Annotated in this window: 15 protein-coding genes; 8 read left to right on the top strand and 7 right to left on the bottom strand. The window is 70.0% G+C overall.

Features of this window, described 5'->3' with window-relative positions; translation table 11 throughout:
• The first annotated feature begins 236 nt into the window (after window positions 1-236).
• Together ACYVO7_RS18445 and ACYVO7_RS18440 are read left to right on the top strand one after the other, a co-directional pair.
• Window positions 237-1,451 (top strand): DUF882 domain-containing protein, encoded by a 1,215-nt coding sequence (locus ACYVO7_RS18445; RefSeq protein WP_460451279.1) that lies wholly within the window; start codon window positions 237-239, stop codon window positions 1,449-1,451.
• Window positions 1,452-1,750: 299 nt separating this feature from the next.
• A complete protein-coding gene (locus ACYVO7_RS18440) occupies window positions 1,751-2,707 on the top strand; it encodes a helix-turn-helix transcriptional regulator (RefSeq protein ID WP_460451278.1) in 957 nt (318 codons plus the stop codon).
• A gap of 18 nt (window positions 2,708-2,725) precedes the next feature.
• Here the strand turns inward: ACYVO7_RS18440 and ACYVO7_RS18435 are convergent, their stop codons facing one another.
• Window positions 2,726-3,559 carry an IclR family transcriptional regulator gene (locus tag ACYVO7_RS18435; protein WP_460451277.1) on the bottom strand — a complete coding sequence of 278 codons (834 nt, stop codon included), beginning with the start codon at window positions 3,557-3,559 and terminating at the stop codon, window positions 2,726-2,728.
• Between the two features lie 165 nt (window positions 3,560-3,724).
• Between ACYVO7_RS18435 and gcl the strand changes: the two genes are divergently transcribed.
• From gcl to ACYVO7_RS18410, 5 genes are all read left to right on the top strand, one after another.
• Window positions 3,725-5,470: a glyoxylate carboligase gene (gene gcl, locus ACYVO7_RS18430; RefSeq protein ID WP_460451276.1), complete on the top strand. Its 1,746-nt coding sequence runs from the start codon at window positions 3,725-3,727 to the stop codon at window positions 5,468-5,470.
• Window positions 5,471-5,510: 40 nt separating this feature from the next.
• Window positions 5,511-6,485: a 2-dehydropantoate 2-reductase gene (locus ACYVO7_RS18425; protein ID WP_460451275.1), complete on the top strand. Its 975-nt coding sequence runs from the start codon at window positions 5,511-5,513 to the stop codon at window positions 6,483-6,485.
• A 10-nt stretch (window positions 6,486-6,495) separates the two neighbouring features.
• Window positions 6,496-7,269 carry a fumarylacetoacetate hydrolase family protein gene (locus ACYVO7_RS18420; RefSeq protein WP_460451274.1) on the top strand — a complete coding sequence of 258 codons (774 nt, stop codon included), beginning with the start codon at window positions 6,496-6,498 and terminating at the stop codon, window positions 7,267-7,269.
• Between the two features lie 67 nt (window positions 7,270-7,336).
• A complete protein-coding gene (locus tag ACYVO7_RS18415; protein WP_460451273.1) occupies window positions 7,337-7,750 on the top strand; it encodes a hypothetical protein in 414 nt (137 codons plus the stop codon).
• 467 nt (window positions 7,751-8,217) lie between these two features.
• Entirely contained in the window at window positions 8,218-8,952 is a 735-nt protein-coding gene (locus tag ACYVO7_RS18410; protein WP_460451272.1) for a WecB/TagA/CpsF family glycosyltransferase, read from the top strand.
• Between the two features lie 18 nt (window positions 8,953-8,970).
• Here ACYVO7_RS18410 and ACYVO7_RS18405 read toward each other — a convergent pair whose 3' ends face one another.
• A complete protein-coding gene (locus ACYVO7_RS18405; protein WP_460451271.1) occupies window positions 8,971-9,243 on the bottom strand; it encodes a hypothetical protein in 273 nt (90 codons plus the stop codon).
• Between the two features lie 349 nt (window positions 9,244-9,592).
• Here ACYVO7_RS18405 and ACYVO7_RS18400 point away from each other — a divergent pair, with 349 nt between their 5' ends.
• Window positions 9,593-10,840, top strand: a complete 1,248-nt coding sequence (locus tag ACYVO7_RS18400) for a DUF4214 domain-containing protein (protein WP_460451270.1) — start codon at window positions 9,593-9,595, stop codon at window positions 10,838-10,840.
• 12 nt (window positions 10,841-10,852) lie between these two features.
• Here the strand turns inward: ACYVO7_RS18400 and ACYVO7_RS18395 are convergent, their stop codons facing one another.
• From ACYVO7_RS18395 to ACYVO7_RS18375, 5 genes are read right to left on the bottom strand one after another with little or no spacing between them, the layout of a single operon-like run.
• Window positions 10,853-11,821 carry a glycosyltransferase family 8 protein gene (locus tag ACYVO7_RS18395; RefSeq protein ID WP_460451269.1) on the bottom strand — a complete coding sequence of 323 codons (969 nt, stop codon included), beginning with the start codon at window positions 11,819-11,821 and terminating at the stop codon, window positions 10,853-10,855.
• Window positions 11,818-12,684, bottom strand: coding sequence for a glycosyltransferase family 2 protein (locus ACYVO7_RS18390; RefSeq protein ID WP_460451268.1), 867 nt, complete (start codon window positions 12,682-12,684; stop codon window positions 11,818-11,820). Before ACYVO7_RS18390 ends, ACYVO7_RS18395 begins: the two co-directional genes overlap by 4 nt.
• 34 nt (window positions 12,685-12,718) lie before the next feature.
• A complete protein-coding gene (locus ACYVO7_RS18385) occupies window positions 12,719-14,179 on the bottom strand; it encodes an oligosaccharide flippase family protein (RefSeq protein WP_460451267.1) in 1,461 nt (486 codons plus the stop codon).
• Window positions 14,176-15,705, bottom strand: a complete 1,530-nt coding sequence (locus tag ACYVO7_RS18380) for an O-antigen ligase family protein (RefSeq protein ID WP_460451266.1) — start codon at window positions 15,703-15,705, stop codon at window positions 14,176-14,178. The genes ACYVO7_RS18385 and ACYVO7_RS18380 overlap by 4 nt, the downstream gene beginning before the upstream one ends.
• Window positions 15,702-16,886 (bottom strand): glycoside hydrolase family 5 protein, encoded by a 1,185-nt coding sequence (locus ACYVO7_RS18375; protein WP_460451265.1) that lies wholly within the window; start codon window positions 16,884-16,886, stop codon window positions 15,702-15,704. The genes ACYVO7_RS18380 and ACYVO7_RS18375 overlap by 4 nt, the downstream gene beginning before the upstream one ends.
• Window positions 16,887-16,891: the final 5 nt, after the last annotated feature.

Genomic DNA, 16,891 nt, shown 5'->3' with positions numbered 1-16,891 from the left:
GATCGACCTGGCTTGCCAAAATCAAGAGCGTATCGCGGAGGCCCACCTACATTTTCGCCATGGTCCGCCGCTAGGAGCGGCAAGTCATGGACGGCCTCGACGGGGTAAGAAGAAGAATTCGACCTGTCGAGCCTGAGCTATAAGGGGGCGCGCTCTTGCGATCATGCCTGGTTCGCCGCAGGACGACTGCGGGCGGCTGCGCTGCGGCCAAGATCATTGGATTTTTCACCGCTTTCGTGACGCTGACCGTGGTGGCGGAAACCACGCCGGGGGCTTACGCCGAGGGGGACACGCGGTCCCTGACGCTGTTCCACACCCACCGCAACGAGACCGCGACGATCACCTATCGGCGCCACGGGCGCTTCGATGCCGACGGCCTCGACCAGCTCAACGCCTTCCTGCGCGACTGGCGCAACGACAAGTCCACCAGGATGGACCCGCGGCTGTTCGACGTCGTCTGGGAGGCCTACCGCGAGGCGGGGTCGCGGGCGCCGATCCACATCGTCTCGGCCTACCGGTCGCCCGAAACCAACGCCATGCTGCACCGCCGCTCGCGCGCGGTGTCCGAGCAGAGCCAGCACATGCTGGGCAAGGCGATGGACATCCGCATGCCCGACGTAGAGACGGGCAAGCTGCGCTCCGCCGCGATGCGGCTGCAGCATGGCGGCGTGGGCTACTACGCCTCCGAGGCCTTCGTGCATGTCGACACCGGCAGCATCCGGGCGTGGCCGCGCATGACGCAGGACCAGCTCGCCCGCCTGTTCCCGGACGGCAAGACCGTGCACCTGCCGAGCAACGGCAAGCCCCTGCCCGGCTACCAGACGGCCCGCGCGGAGCTGCTGGCCCGCGGCGAAACCGTGGGCGGCGAGACGGTCGCGGTGGCGCAGGCGCAGATCGGGACCAAGAGCCTGTTCGCGGCCCTGTTCGGCGGCCGCGACGAGCCGGCCGCGCCGGCCGAGCCGGCCCTTCCGACCTCCGTGGCGGCCTATGCGCCGCCGGAGGACGCCGTCAGGGTCGCCGCGCCGCTCCCGCTGCGGCGGCCGGCCGAACTTCCGGGCGCCTTCCTGACGGCGGCGGCGGACACGCTGGTCAAGCCCTCCGACATGGAGACCTCCTCCGTCCTCGGCCGCTTCCTCAGTCACGAGGCGGGCTGGGCCACGGCGCCCGACAAGCCGTCGGGCGTGAAGGCGCTGTTCGTCGTGGGGACGAAGCCCGCGGCCCGCAAACAGCCGCTGCGGATCGACGTCGCGAAGGTGCGCCCGCGCGCGCCCGAGCCGGTCGCGATCGCCGCGGGGCCGGGCCCGGTGCTGGACATCACCTTCTCCAACGCGCCCAACGCCGATCTCGGGCTGGCGCGCTTCTCCGGCCCCGCGGTGCGTCCCCTGCCCGTGCTGATGATCGCCGACGCGACCGACGCCGGAATGCGCATGGCGCGCGCCGTGACGCAGTAAGAGCACGGATCCCGGCGGGCTCCATGGCCGGGACTGGCGTCGGCACGTTCTTGGGTGGGAGCGCCTGACCTGTGCCGGACCAGTTCCGCGAGGGCCGCTCACGGCCTCGGCGCGACTGTAGAGATCGGCTCCGCGGGCGCTATCCCGGTTGCGCCGGCCTGTCCCGATCGCGCCGGGCCTGCGGACATGGAGCGCCTCCGTACCGTCGGGGCCTCCGATCCGGACTTCCACGGATTGCCGGACGGGCTGCGGTCGACGACCCTGCGTGGCCAAGCTCGAGCCAAGACCTGTGGGTCGCCATGTCCGTCCAGGACGTCGACTACCGCAGCCCTGACGAAGCCATGGAAGGGCTGCAAGGCCGAACGAGCCGCGTCGTCCGCGTGACGGCCGAGAGTCGTCGCTTCCGCTTGCGCTATCGGTCGACCGCTTTCTCGGGCGTCCACGTCTCCCGGACCTGGGAGACGAACGCCTGCTTCGACATCGTCGGCCTCGCGGTCCCGGTGCTGTTCTTTCCGCTCCAGGGCGGGACGACGCTGGTCACTTCGTCCGGGCGCCACGACATGACGCCGCGCTGCGACGGCTGCTTCACGGTGGCCGAGGACGCCAAGTTCATCCCGTCGGACGGCTACAGCGAGTTGGTGCTGCGGCTCGACCCGGCAGTCCTGCAGGCTCATCTGCGCCTCATGGAGGTCGACGACCGGCTTCCCGACGCGCTGCGGGCCGCGGCGCTGCGGGACGACCTGCCGGGCCTGCGCCGGCTGCGCGAGATGGCCGCCGAGGCGCTCGAGCCCGACAGGGCGGAGCCGGCCCCCTTCCGGGCGCGCTTCGAAGCCAGCATGGCGGAGGCCCTGACCCTGCGGGCGGCGGCCATTCTGGCGAGCGCGGCCGGACGGGAGCTGGCCGCCCCGGCGGCGGAAGCGCAGGGGCTGGGCGCCCATCGCGCGCTCGATCGCGCCGTCGACTACCTGATCGCCCGGCTGGACGAGCCGGTGCGCCTCGCCGAGGTCGCGGCCGCCTCGGGGGTCAGCCTGCGTCGGCTGCAGGAGCTGTTCCGCCACAGGCTGGGCTGTTCGCCCGGAGAGTTCCTGCGCCGGCGGCGCCTGGCGCGCGCCCATGACCTGCTGCGTTCCGGGCATGTGGGCAGCGTCACGGAATCCGCCATGGCGAGCGGCTTCAGCCATTTCGGCAAGTTCAGCGCCTGGTATCGCCTGCGCTACGGCGAGACGCCGTCCTCGACGCTGCGCGGGCCCGGGTGAGAGCCGCGCCGGGGCGCGTCAATCCACCCGTCCGGAATAGCGCGCCGCCAGCAGCCTGGCGGTGGCCATGATGCTTTCGCCCAGCTGCGGGATCTTCGAGGTCGGCATGCGCACGGCGGGCGCGGAGATCGACACCGCCCCGATCGGCTCGCCGTTCTCGTCGCGGATCGCGGCGGCGACGCAGCGCATGCCGACGGTGTGCTCCTCGTCGTCGACGCCGTAGCCCCGTTCGCGCACCGCGTCGACGTCGGCCTTCAGCGCCGCAAGGGCAGTGTGGGTGTTGGGGGTGAAGCCCTGCAGCGTCAGCCGGGCCATCCGGGCGTCGCGCTCGTCGTCCGGCATGGCCGCCATGATGGCCTTGCCGGCCGCCGACGCATGGATCGGGAGCCGCCGGCCGAGGCGAAAGAACGCCCGCACGGCGGCGTGGCTCTCCGCCTGCGCGACGCAGACCAGTTCGTCGCCGTCCAGCATCGAGAGATTCACCGTCTCCTCGACGCGCTTCAGCAGCTCGCGGATGATCGGGCGGCCGATGTCGGGAAGCTTGCGGATGCGCAGATAGGCGCCGCCGACCCGGAACAGCCCCACCCCGACGGTCCAGAGCCCCGTCTCGGCGTCCTGCGCGACGAAGCCGCGCCGCTGCAGCGTCATCAGCATGCGGTGGGCGGTCGAGGTCGGCAGGTCGCTGCGCCGCGCGACGTCGCTCAGGGGCAGTCCGTCCGCGTTGGACAGCACCTCCAGCACGCCGATGGCGCGGTCGAGCGATTGGATCTCGCCGCCGGCTTCGGCGTGGACGGACGGTGGACGCCCGCGCTTGCGGGAGGGCAGCGGTGATGGGGCGGCGACGTCGACCATGGAGGCCTCCAGAACGCCTGATCTAGCACGGAGCGCGGCCGAAACAAATTTTCCGTCTGCCAAGATGAATTTCCATTTGCATCGTCCCATCTGGCATGCCAGCATTCCCACATCGCGAAATGATTTCTCACTCCGCAACGGACGGAGCGGGCCAGGGAGGGTCTGATGGCGCAGATGACTGCGATGCAAGCCGCTATGCGCGTGCTCGAAAGCGAAGGCGTCGACCTCGTCTTCGGCGTGCCGGGAGCCGCGATCCTGCCCTTCTACGAAGCCATGAAGGAGAGCAGCGTCCAGCACGTCCTCGTGCGCCACGAGGAAGGCGGAACCCATGCGGCGGAGGGCTACACGAGGGCCCGGTCCGGGGCGATCGGGGTCTGCGTCGGCACCTCGGGCCCGGCCGGCACCAACATGGTGACCGGGCTCTATTCGGCCATCGCCGACTCGATCCCGATCCTGTGCATCACCGGGCAGGCGCCGCGCGCCAAGCTGCACAAGGAGGATTTCCAGGCCGTCGACATCGCCGCCATCACCCGCCCGGTGACCAAGTGGTCGGTCACCGTGATGGAGGGCGCGCAGGTCCCCTGGGCCTTCCGCGAGGCGTTCCGGATCATGCGCTCCGGCCGGCCCGGCCCGGTCCATATCGACCTGCCCATCGACGTCCAGAAGGAGATGATCGAGTACGACCCGGAGGTCGACGCCCCCCTCCCCGTCCACCGGCCGGCGCCCAATCCCAAGGCCATCGCGCGCGCCGTCGACATGCTGCTCGCAGCCGAGCGGCCCCTCATCGTGGCCGGCGGCGGGGTGATCAACGCCGACGCCTCCGAGCTCCTGGTCGAACTGGCCGAGCTCACCGGCACGCCGGTCGTGCCGACCCTGATGGGCTGGGGCGCCATGGCGGACGACCATCCCCTCAACGCCGGCATGGTCGGGCTGCAGACCCAGCACCGCTACGGCAACGCCAGCTTCCTGCAGAGCGACCTCGTGCTGGGCATCGGCAACCGCTGGGCCAACCGCCACACCGGCGGTACGGACGTCTACCGCAAGGGCCGCGCATTCATCCACATCGACATCGAGCCGACCCAGATCGGGCGGGTGTTCTGCCCGGACCTCGGCATCGTGGCGGACGCCAGGCTGGCGCTTCAGGCGCTGGTCGCCGAAGCGCGGACGCGGCGCGTCCCGCAGCGCTCCTGGCCGGCCGAATGCCTCGCCCGCAAGCAGACCATGCTGCGCCGCACGGACTTCGACGACAAGCCGATCAAGCCGCAGCGCGTCTTCCACGAGGTCAACAAGGCCTTCGACCGCGACACGCAGTTCGTCACCGCGATCGGGCTCTACCAGATCGCGTCCGGGCAGTTCCAGACGATCCATAAGCCGCGCAACTACATCGTGTGCGGCCAGGCGGGCCCGCTCGGCTGGGAGATCTCGGCCTGCACCGGGGCCAAGCTGGCCAATCCGGACAAGGAGGTGGTCGGCATCGTGGGCGACTACTCCTTCCAGTTCCTCATCGAGGAGCTGGCCGTGGCGGCCCAGTACCGCGTGCCCTTCGTGATGGTGATCCTCAACAACGCCTATCTGGGCCTCATCCGGCAGGCCGAGCGCGGCTACAAGATGGACTACGAGGTCCAGCTCTCCTTCCAGAACATCAACTCGCCCGAGATCGGCGACTACGGCGTCGATCACGTGAAGGCCGTCGAGGCCTTCGGCTGCATCGCGGCGCGGGTCTTCGATCCGGGCGATCTCGGCGCGACCCTGCGCTGGGCGCGCGAAGAGGCGCGCACGCAGCGCGTGCCCGTCGTCGTCGAGGTGATCACCGAGCGGGTCACCAACATCGCCATGGGGCCGGAGATCGACCAGGTGGTCGAATTCGAGGAGACGCTCGACCTGGCGCTCGCGCCCGGATCGGCCCGCTGAACGACCCGCCCATCCACTTCACGAACCGGGGAGACATCTCATGAGAGTGACCGTTTACGGGGCCGGCGCGATCGGCGGCTACATGGGCGCCCTTCTGCACAGAGCGGGCGCGGACGTGACCTTCATCGCCCGCGGGGCGCATCTGGACGCGATGCGGCGCAACGGCGTGCGGGTCATCCGCAAGGAGGACGAGATCGTCGCCCATCCCCGCTGCACGGACGACCCGTCCGAGGCCGGGCCGCAGGATTTCGTGATCCTGGCGCTGAAAGCCCATTCGGTGCCGGGCGTCGTGGAGGCCATGCAGCCGCTGCTCGGCAACGAGACCGGCATCGTGACCGCCGTCAACGGCATCCCCTACTGGTACTTCCACCGCCATGGCGGGCGCTTCGAGGGATCGACGCTGGAGAGCATCGATCCGGGAGGCGAGCAGTGGCGCCGCCTCGGCCCGGAGCGCGCCATCGGCTGCGTCGTCTATCCGGCCACCGAGGTGGTGGAGCCGGGCGTGATCAAGCATGTCTATGGGGACAAGTTCCCGATCGGCGAGCCCTCCGGCGAGCTGTCGGACCGCGTCCAGCGCTTCTCGGCGCTGATGGCCGACGCCGGGCTGCGCGCGCCCGTGCTCGACAACATCCGCGACGAGATCTGGCTTAAGCTGTGGGGCAATTTGTGCTTCAACCCGATCAGCGCGCTCACCGGGGCCACGCTCGACGTGATCTGCTCCGACCCCGGCACGCGGGCGGTGGCCAAGGCGATGATGCTGGAGGCCAAGGCCATCGCCGACGTCATCGGGGTCCGCTTCCGGGTGGACGTCGAGCGGCGCATCGACGGCGCGGGCGCCGTGGGCGCGCACAAGACCTCGATGCTGCAGGACCTCGAGCGCGGCAGGCCGATGGAGATCGACCCGCTCGTCACGGTGGTGCAGGAGATGGGGACGCTGGTGGGCGTGCCCACCCCCACCATCGACACGGTCCTGGCGCTGTTGCGCCAGCGCGCCGCCACCGCCGTCCGGCATTGAGGCGCGCGCCATGACCCACTGGATCCGCTATCTGCATGACGGCGAAGTCGGCTTCGGGTCGCTCGACGGCGACGCCATCCGGGCGCATGGGGGCGACCTGTTCGCCCCGGGCCGGCCGACCGGGACGATTCTGCGGCTCGCCGACGTCGACGTGCTCGCCCCCACCCGCCCGAGCAAGATCATCGCGCTGTGGAACAACTACCGGGCGCTCGCGCAGAAGCTCGGGTCGCCCATCCCGGAGGAGCCGCTCTATCTCCTGAAGGCGCCGACGAGTTGCGCCCGCCCGGGGGCCGAGATCCGGCGCCCCCGGTCCTATGACGGCCGCATCGTATTCGAAGGCGAACTCGGGATCGTCATCGGGCGGATCTGCAGCAACGCCGACGAGGCGGACGCGCAGGCGTCCATCCTGGGCTATGTCTGCGTCAACGACATCACGGCGGCCGACCTGATCGGCAAGGACGCGAGCTTCCCCCAATGGGCGCGCGCCAAGAGCTTCGACGGGTTCTGTCCGTTCGGGCCGGTGGTGGCGACCGACCTCGATCTCGCCCAGGCGAGGATCCGGACGCTGCTCGACGGCGAGGAGCGCCAGAACTACCCCCTTTCCGACGCGGTGTTCCAGCCGGCGCGCCTGGTGAGCCTGTTGTCGCGCGACATGACGCTGCTGCCGGGAGACCTGATCTGCATGGGAACCTCGCTCGGCGTCGGGGCGATGCGGGGCCCGGCGAACAGGGTCGAGGTGGTCATCGACGGCGTGGGGACGCTGAGCAACATCCTGGCCGGGTAGCGCCCGGCGGTCGCAACCGGATGCAACCTCGTGTTAAAGGCTCATGGACTCACATCTGGAGAGCTCCATGACCTTCGTCCGACTGGCCGCCGCAACCCTCCTTCTCGCCGGCTCCGCCGCGCAGGCTCAGACCCAGGCTCCGGCGCAGTCGGCGGCGCAGGCCGTCAGCCACAAGGCCGAGGTGGAGCCCGGACAGGATGCGCAGCTCGGCATTTTCGGAGGGCTCAATCCCGACTGCACGCCGGTCCCGGTGCCGGACATCCGCATCGTGAAGCCGCCCACGAAGGGCACCGTGATCATCCGCGCCGGGCGCACCACCGTGCCGGCCAGCGCCGCGCGCTGCGCCGGCGTGGACGTGCCCGTGCAGGCGCTGTTCTTCCGGGGCGAGCCGAAATTCGCCGGGCCGGACGTCGTGACCGTGGAGGTCGGCTCGGGCGCCAGGATCCAGACCCACATCATCGACGTGGTCGCCAAGCGCTGAGCGCGCCGGACGCCCCCCTCGCCTGGCGCGCCGCGCCTCGCGGCGACGCTTGCGCTTGCAACCGGCGAACACGACCCCATATGGGATGAGTGCGACGGACCCCGGCGACGCCGAGCGGGACCGTTCATCCGAGCTATCGTCCGACCACGGATGTACTGGCGAGTTGATCGCTCGGAGCCGCACCAAGGGAACGCCGCCTGGAGGAAACTCTTGGCGGCTTTTTCGTGCGCGGGGTTCGGCTTGCGAAAGCAACAACATAGCTTCCATACGTAAGTTGCTGGATATGCGACAGGTCTGAATCCGACCGTCGCAAAATCGCCGTGCCAATTTGGAACAATCCACCGATCGGACGCTTGTGAGATGGCCGCAGGACTAGTGGCCGTGCATCACCGATCGGAGACTTTCTTATGAATGTTGAGACGTTACCCGTTTTTGGATACAAGCCTGCTTCGAATGACCTGAATGAATTGACATCCGAGGTCTGCCAGACCATCGATCGTGGCGAGCCCGCGCGGCTGATCGTCACCATGAACGTCGACCACGTGGTGCAGCTCTCGAAAAGGCAGGATTTCCGCGCCGCCTATGCGTGCGCATGGCTCGTCACCATCGACGGCGCGCCCGTCTCGGCCTTCGCCAAGCTGAAGGGGCTGAAGGGCGCGCGGCGGGTCACCGGCGCCGACCTGTTCGCGCAGGTTTTCGACCGCCTCGCGGCGGGTCGGCAACGCCCCTTCTTCGTGGTCAGCAACGAGACCGTGCAGGCGGCGCTGGAGAGGGACCTGCAGTCGCGCGGCTTCACTTCCCGCGACTATGCGTTCCACATCCCGCCCTTCGGCTTCGAGCGGTCGGAGAGCGCGTCGGCCGACCTCCTGGACGCGATCAAGGATTTCGCGCCCACCCAGCTGTTCTTCGGGGTCGGGGCGCCGAAGTCCGAGGTGTTCGTCGCCGAGCGCCTGGAGGAGCTCGGCGGCAGCTACGTCCTGTGCGTGGGGGCTGGCGTCGACTTCAGGGCGGGGGTCCTCAAGCGGGCCCCGGTCGCCTGGCGGGAGGCGGGATTCGAATGGCTCTGGCGGCTCGCCTCGGATCCGAAGCGGCTCTACCGGCGCTACCTCATCGATTCCTGGCGCTTCCTCTATCTGGCCTCTAAGGATCTCTTCTCGATGGAGACCCGATCCGATTCGGCCTTCAACAGGCTGGGCGGCTGACGGCCCCGCAGCCTTCGCTCACACTTCGCGCCCGGTCCGCGGCAGCTTCTCGCCGCGGACGCGGCTGCGCCAGACGGCCGATCCCCAGCCTGAGACCACGAAGCCCGCCTGCATGGCGAGCGCGCCCGCGAGCGCCATCAAGGCGGCGGCGCCGAGCGTCTGGCCGCCGACCCACGCGCTCAGCAGCACGGCTGCGAACAGGACGACGCTGGTGATGAAAATGATCACCCAGCTCAGGAAGAAGCCTGAGCCCAGTCCCGCCAATCCCATGAGAACGCAGAAGATGATCATCGGCCCATCAGGTTCGCCGCAGGGGTTTCGCCACCCTCTCGCTCCGCGACGGATCGGAGGATAGCAGCGCAAGCCCGGGCTGTCTCGAATTAGAAAAACTTCTTATCCAAAGACTTAAGAACCTGCAATACGTAGAGAAACGCACCGCTTTACTGTGAAAAAGCGCGCGCTCGACTCCCAGAGTCAAGGACCGCTCCCTCTACCGCCAAGCCTGAGCTTGGCTCAGCTTTGGAACTGTCGCGACGGCCTGGCGGCCGGCCCGGCGAAGGCTTCGGGTCCGCGCCTTTACCTCTCATTAACGACGAAGCCTTCCCATGGCCCCAATCGGAGTCGCGGCGGAGCAAGGTTGATGGTCGCCCTCAGCGCCTATGTCGGTAACGATCCGTCGGACCTCGCCGCGTTCTCGCATTGGCTTGGCCGACCGGTCGACCATGTCCTGTTCTATCTCAACGACTGGAACTGGGCCGCCTTCGACAGCTCCGTGCCCTGGGCCGCCAATCTGTGGAAGGAGTCGGGGGCGGACGTGATCTGGTCCGTCCCTCTCGTCGTGCACGGAGCGAGCCTGGAGCAGGCGGCGGCCGGCGCCTTCGACAGCCACTACAAGCTCGCCGCCAACGCGCTCGCCCAGTCGGCCGACAGCAGCGGCCCCATCTATGTGCGGGTCGGATGGGAGTTCAACGGCGACTGGATGCCGTGGTCGGCCAAGGGACACGAGGACGCCTTCATCGGGGCCTTCCGCGATCTCGTCCAGACCTTCCGGGGCGTGTCAGACCGGTTCAAATTCGTCTGGGACGTGAATATCGGCGGCTCGGTGATCGACCCCGCGACGGCCTATCCGGGCGACGCCTATGTGGACGTGGTCGGGACCGACTTCTACTACAACCTGCAATGGGACTCGCCGGACGGGCGCGCCGCCTTCCAGAGCAAGGTCAACGGCCCCTACGGGCTGCAATGGCAGCAGGACTTCGCCGCCGCCCATCACAAGGCCACCGCCGTCTCCGAATGGGGGGTGCAGAGCGACAACGCCGAGGCCTACATCCAGGACGCGGCGCGCTGGTTCAACGACCACGGCATGGTGTTCCAGAACTACTGGGAAACCAACGCGGCGAACTTCAACGGCCAGTTCCACGCCGGCCAGAACCCGCATTCCGGCGCGGCGTTCAAGGCGGCCTTCGGGCCGGCCGCCTCGTCCGGCGGCGGCGGGCAGGCTTCTGCGCCGGGCGCCAGCCTGGATCCGGACGCCGCCGGCGTGGGCCGGCTCTACTGGGCCATCCTGGGCCGGGACGCCGACCAGGGCGGCCAGACCGCCTTCACCGGCGCCGTCAAGCACGGGGCGAGCCACTCGGACGTGGCCGCCACGATGCTGAACTCGCAGGAGTTCCGGCAGCAGCACGGCTCCCTGGCGTCGTCCGCCTTCGTGGACCTTCTCTATCAGGGAGCGCTCGGCCGCTCCGCCGACAGCTCGGGCCTGCATTTCTGGCAGGGCCTGCTGGATACGGGCGTCTCGCGGGCGTCGGTGGCGGTCGGGATCGCCCAAAGCCCCGACGCGCAACAGCATCTCGCGTCCCAGATCCATACGGCCTGGGCGCTGCTCTGACCCGTCCGCGGCTCAGCCCTGGGGACCGGCCCGGTACATGCGGGCCGCCGCCTGAGGCTTCAGCACGCGCCGGAGCGCGCGGAACGCGCCGGGAAACCGCCAGCGCAGCGCCGTCTTGACGGCGAGGGCCCGCTCCGCCGCGTTTTGCGGGCGGCGCGAGCGCAGGGGGTCGGGCAGGCCGGCGGCGTCCTGCGCGGCGAAGAAGAGGTCGCTGTAGTGGACGCGGAACGCTTCGTTCCACGGCTTGTGGCTCGTGGTGTAGTGCACGAGCCGCGGCCGGCGGCGCAGCTCGCGATAGTCCGCCTCGGTGAGCTGCAGGAAATCGGGCGGCACGTCGGCGCAGCGGGGCTGGTAGTTCCACTCCATGCCGACGAAGCGGACTTTTCCCCGCAGGACCATGTTGAGCGCGTCCTGGTCCATCCAGGGCAGCTCGCGTCCTCTCGCGGCCAGGAGGTCGAGGATGGCGGCTTCGGCCCCCTCCTCCCTCCAGCGCGCGCGGTCGATCAGCAGCATGCCGGAATTGAAATAGGGTTCGTCCTCGGCGAAGCCGATCTGCTCCGGTTCCTGCCGGAACGGATCGCGGGACGCCGCCAGCACCGCGCCGCCGAGATCCGTGCTCCACAGCGGCCGCAGGTCGCCGCACACCACCACGTCGGCGTCGATGTAGAGCACCCGCTCGATGGCGGGGTCCAGGAAGCGGTCGAAGATGAGCCTCGTGTAGATGCTCCTCGGGAAGGCCTTGGTGACGTGCAGGCCGTCGAACACCGACGCGTCCAGGTCATGGAAGGTCAGGCTCATGTCGGGATGGCGCGCGACCAGCGGGTCGAAGATCGCGGCCGATGCGGCGCGGTCCCGGTCGAAAGCCGCGATGTGGACGTCGAGGCCGCCCGGGGTGGCCCTGGCGAGCGAGCTCACGGCGACGCCGGCCTGCCGCCGGTAGTTCTCGTCGACGCACAGGAGAATGCAGATCCGGTCCGTCACGCTGCGGTCCTCCGGCGGTTCTCGGGAGCGATGAAGGAGCGCGCCGCCCGACGCAGCGCGCCGCCATATTCGGGGGTGGTGAGCCGGCCGTTCGCGACGAAATAGGCGCCCACGGCCAGCTTGCGCACGAATTCGCGCATGAGGCTCGGCTTGCGCCAGGCGTGGCGGGACAGCACCAGCAGCGTGCCGGGGAAATATTTGGAGGCGGACGCCTGGTCCGATTCCGGATGTCCGACCAGCGCCCGGGGGATGAACCCGACCGACCGCGCCCGCAACGAGGCGCGGATGACGAAATCGGTGTCTTCGCCGCCCTTGGCCGGGGTGCCGAGCCCCAGCTCCGGATCGAACAGCCCAAGCTGCGGCAAAAGGACGCCGCGCAGCATCATGTTGTTGGAGCTGCTGAGCCGGACCAGCTGCGGCGTCGTCGGCGCGACGACCTCCTGGGACGTCGGCGGCCGCTCGTCGGGCGTCATCGAGACCCGGCAGATCAGCAGGTCGAGGGTCGGCCGGGCCGCGAACAGCGCCATCACCGAGCCCAGCAGGCGCTCCGGCAGCCAGCAGTCGTCGTCCGGGAACGCGACGAGATCGTCCTCGCCGAAGCTTTCCGCCGCGAGCGCCGCGCGCAGGAGTTCGTTGCGGGCGGCGGACAGCGACATGCGGCCAGGAGACCGCATCAGCCGCAGCCTGGCCGGGGCCGTCGCCGCATAGGCGCTGAACTCCTCCTCGGCGCAGTTCTGCAGCATCACATAGTGCACGACGGGACTGGCGAGCCCCGACTGCGTCGCGACGGAGTCCAGCAGGCGCTGGAAGTCCGCCTTGCGCGGTCCGGCGAAATCCGTCGTCGAGAACAGGTAGATCGTCATCGCGAGTGCACCTCGTCCGTTCGGGCGTCCGCGCTCAATGGAGCAGCGTCCTGAAATCGATGCGGAACATGACCGCGACAGCGCCGTAGAACGCCGCCGCGGCCGCGACTCCGCCGAAACACGCCATGGCCCAGTCGAGGCGGGCCAGCTGGGGCGCCGCCCATGCGAGCAGCGCGAGCGCGGCCAGCGGCGCGAGAGGCGCCCCGAGGCAGAGCCAGGCGACGCGCGGCGTGAAGGCCTGCGCCCGCAGCGCCCAGCGCGCATAGATGATCGCCGCGCCGAATTCGGCCGCCACGATGGCGAGCAGGAAGGCGTCGAGATCGCGCGTCAGGATCAGGATCAGCCCGGCCGGCGCGACGGCGCAGGCCGACATGATCGAGCCCAGGCTCACCAGCCGCGTCCGGCCGGACGCATAGGCCGCCGGCACGGGCAGCATCATCATGAACTTCACGAACACGCTCATGCCGGCCAGGCACATGAAGAGGCGCGTCGGCCGGTAATGGGCGCCGAAGACGAGGCCCAGCACCTCGTCCCCGAGCAGCGCCAGTCCCAGCCCGTAGAAGCAGCCGAGCGCGGACAGGAGCCAGGCCCACAGGTCCGACACGCGGGCCAACCTCTCCGGCTGGGCGCGGCTATTGGTGAAGATGGGCACGAACATGCTGTTCAGGAACTTGGACAGCACCGAGCGCGGCAGCGTGGCCGTGCCATAGGCGACGTTGTAGAGCGCGAGCGCGGCCGGCCCGAGCAGGCTGCCGACGAGCAGGCGGTCTCCCATGGCGAGAGACACCGCCATGCCGTTGACGAGCAGCGGACGGCCGAACCGGGACGCGTCCTGGGCGGCGTTCGCGTTCCACCCCAGCCGATAGGGCCTGGGCGACAGCCCGTGGGTCAGCGCCACCTCGGCGACGGTCGCGGCCAGCATGCCCCAGATCATGCATTCGAAGCCGCCCTGAAGCGCCGCGAGCGCGACCGTGACCACGGCCCAGACCGTCTGGGTGCTGGAGATCACCGTGGCCTCGCGCCAGAACACGTAGTGGCGCATGCACTCCTTGGGGCCGAGATTGTTGAAGCCCCGCAGCAGCGCGATGACGCCCAGCAAGGCGTAGACCCACGCCTTGTCCCCCGCGCCGAAGAGCTGCGCCACCAAGGGCGACGCAGCCGCCAGCACGGCGCCGATCGCGGCGGCGCGCAGCAGGGCGAGGCTCTGGAGCGTGGGCATGATCTCGTCGTCGGAGGCCGTGGTGGTCTTGCTCACGGCGAAAATCGGCAGGCCGAAATCGGTGATCACCTCGATCATGCCGAGCACGACGGACAGCGAGATCGCCAGTCCGAACTGATCGGGCGCGATGAGGCGCGCCAGGGCGATGTTGCGCAGGAAGGGAAGGATCGCCTCGAGCAGGTTCGCGCCGAGCAGCGTCCCGCCGGCGCTCACCCGGCCCTTGCGCGCCGCGCCGTCCGCCAGGCCGGCCTCCGCCTCGGTGGAGATCGCCGTCATGCCGCTGGCTCCGGGCTGCGGCCGGGAAGCGGCGCCAGGCCCATCGGGTCGCGCCGCGTCCGACGGTCCTGCAGGACCGGCAGGATGCAGGCGAGCGCGAAGGCCATCGAGGGGAAGCCCACGAGGCCGTTCACGATCGGCTCCGTCATGCCGTACAGCATGAAGAACAGCAGGTAAGCCACCTTGGCGTGCGCGCCGGCGCGGGCCGCGCGCCGGATCGAGGCGATCAGCGCCGCCATGAACAGGCCGAGGCCGACCAGCCCGCCGGAGAACAGCGTCTCCAGGAAGACGTTGTGGGCGTGCGCGGCGGCGACGAAGAGCATTTCGTTCTTCGGCAGGATCTGCCCCGAGGAGGTGAAGCCGAGCCCCAGCAGCGGGTGCTCCAGCCACAGGCTGATCACGACCTCCCAGATGCGGGTGCGGCCGGTGCCGGTCAGGACCTCCTCGGCCGAGCCGGACCGCGACACGAGGTCGAGCAGTTGCTCGCCCCACAGATAGCCCGCCAGCGCCGCCACGCCCGCGCCGACCAGAAGGAGCGCGATCTTGAGGGGCTTGTCGCCCTTCTGGATGAACACGTAGCCGAAGGCCAGGCCGGCGGCCGCCAGCGCCATCCGGTTGTTGCTGAGCACGAGGCAGAACGCGAAGGAGGCCACCGCCGCCCAGAACAGGAGGCCGCGTTTGCCGCGCTCCAGCACCAGGAAGCTCAGCATCAGCCCGACCGCGCCGGCCGATCCGGCCGCGTTGGCCGAGCCGAAGACGCCCTGGAGGCGGGACGTGGGCACGAACACGTTGTTCACCCAGTCGCTCATGCGCCCCAGCGACGGGACCGCGAAATAGACCACCACCGAGGCGGCGCAGAGCGCGAAGCAGGCCAGGATCATCATCTTGACGACGCTGGCCTCGCCCTGCTCCTCGCCGATGCTCCACAGATAGAGATAGCCGCCGGTGATCGAGACGGCGGCCACCGCCGCATAGGCGGGCGCCTCCGCATAGACGCAGGTCATGATCGTGAAGCCGAGCCAGCCCAGCCACAGCGACCAGGGCGTCGCAAAGCCCGTGCGGAAGCTCCTGAACAGAGTGGGCGCGCTCAGGGCGAGCAACAGCGCGATCCCGCCGAGCTTGAGGGCGACCTGGAGGTCGATGCTCTTGTCGGCGTATTCGCGCGTGCGCCAGCTCGCGCTCTCGATGAGCACGATGCCGATCGCCAGCATCGTCGAATAGGGAGCCACGCCCATCAGCGCCCGCTGGCCGGCGAGGAGCGCGACGGGCGCGAACGGGATCGCGAGGATCAGGACGAGGCTGACATAGTCGTCGTCCATGAGGGCGGCCGCGGCCAGGCCGACATAAAGGGCCGCCAAGGCGGCGCAGGCCAAGGCCATGGGTCCCGCCAACAGCGGCGGGAGCCAGCCGCCGGCCGCGGCGGCCGGCGCCGAGGCGGCCGGGGCCGGGCCGTTCGCCCGCCTCTCCGCGCTGCGGGCGGCGATGGCCGCGCGAACGGCCAGGACACGCTGGCGGGCCGTCGTCATCGGCCCGCCTCCAGGCCGAGCGCGGCCAGCATGCCGGGATCGAGGGCGTCCGGCCCGGATTCCGGCCGCAGGCCGAAGCTGCGGGAGCTGTCCCAGACGGCCCAGCCCCAGCCCCGCCGTTCGAACTCGCGGCGCGCCGCCTCGACCCAGCGCAGCCGCGCGTCGCGGGGCGCGGCTCGCGCATAGGCGCCGAACTCGCCCACATAGATGGCCGGGTCGCCGTGCCGGTGGGCCCAGTCGCCCAACGTGTCGAAGCTCGCCGCCATGGCGGCCTGGGTGAACGCGCCGCCCCCGATCTGATCGCGCACGTGGTCATGCGCCTCCTGATCGCGCGTGGCCGCCTGCGCGGCGGCTTCGGCGCGCTCAGCGTCTTCCGGCCAGCCCAGCCCGGACACGCGGGTGGCCACCGGCCAGGTCCATTCCGCCGCCTGATGGGTGAACAGGATCGGGGCGTAGTAATGCACCGTGTAGACGAGGTTCGGGTCGCCATAGGGCGTGCGCTTGACGAGGTCGTCGACCCCGCTCCAGCCGCCGCCGGCGACGATGACGGTCCGAGACTGATCGACCGTGCGGATCGCGGCGAGCGCTCTCTCCTGCAACGTCCACCATGCGTCGTCCCTGAGCGGCTCGGGCTCGTTCAGGATCTCGAGCGCGAGACGGGCGGGATCGCGGCCGGCGAGCGCGCGGGCGATGCGGCTCCAGCGCTCCACGAACTGGGCCTGCCCGGCGCTCTCGGCGAGCTTCTCCTTGCCCGACCCGGGATGGAGGTCGACCACCGTGGCGAGACCGGCCGCGGCGATCGCGTCGAGCGCGCGGTTGAGCAGCGTCAGCGCGGTCGCGTCGAGGGCGGGTCCCGACGGGAACATGACGTCGGGATCCAGGTTCAGCCTGACATGCGCGAAGCCGGCGGCGCGCAGCCGCGCCAGGTCCTGAGGCTTCACGAACAGGGCCAGATGCGTCGCCGAATAGCCCTCGAAGCTCTGGGCGAACCAGTGGGACAGGTTCACGCCCCGGGCGAGCGCCATCGGCCCGCGCGGAGCGGCGGCGAGGGCCGGGCCCCTGCCCGCGCCGGCGACCGCGGCCGCGGCGGCCAGCATCGAGCCGAGGGCCGCGCGCCGGGAGAGGCGCTGCGGCTCGCCCGCGCGTCCCTCGGCGGCGACCCTGATGGCCGCTTGCGTCACGGCGC

It is taken from the genome of Alsobacter sp. SYSU BS001988 (genome assembly GCF_054796215.1).
The sequence above is the reverse complement of the archived record's forward strand: the minus strand, read 5'-3'. Positions and strand labels throughout refer to the sequence as shown.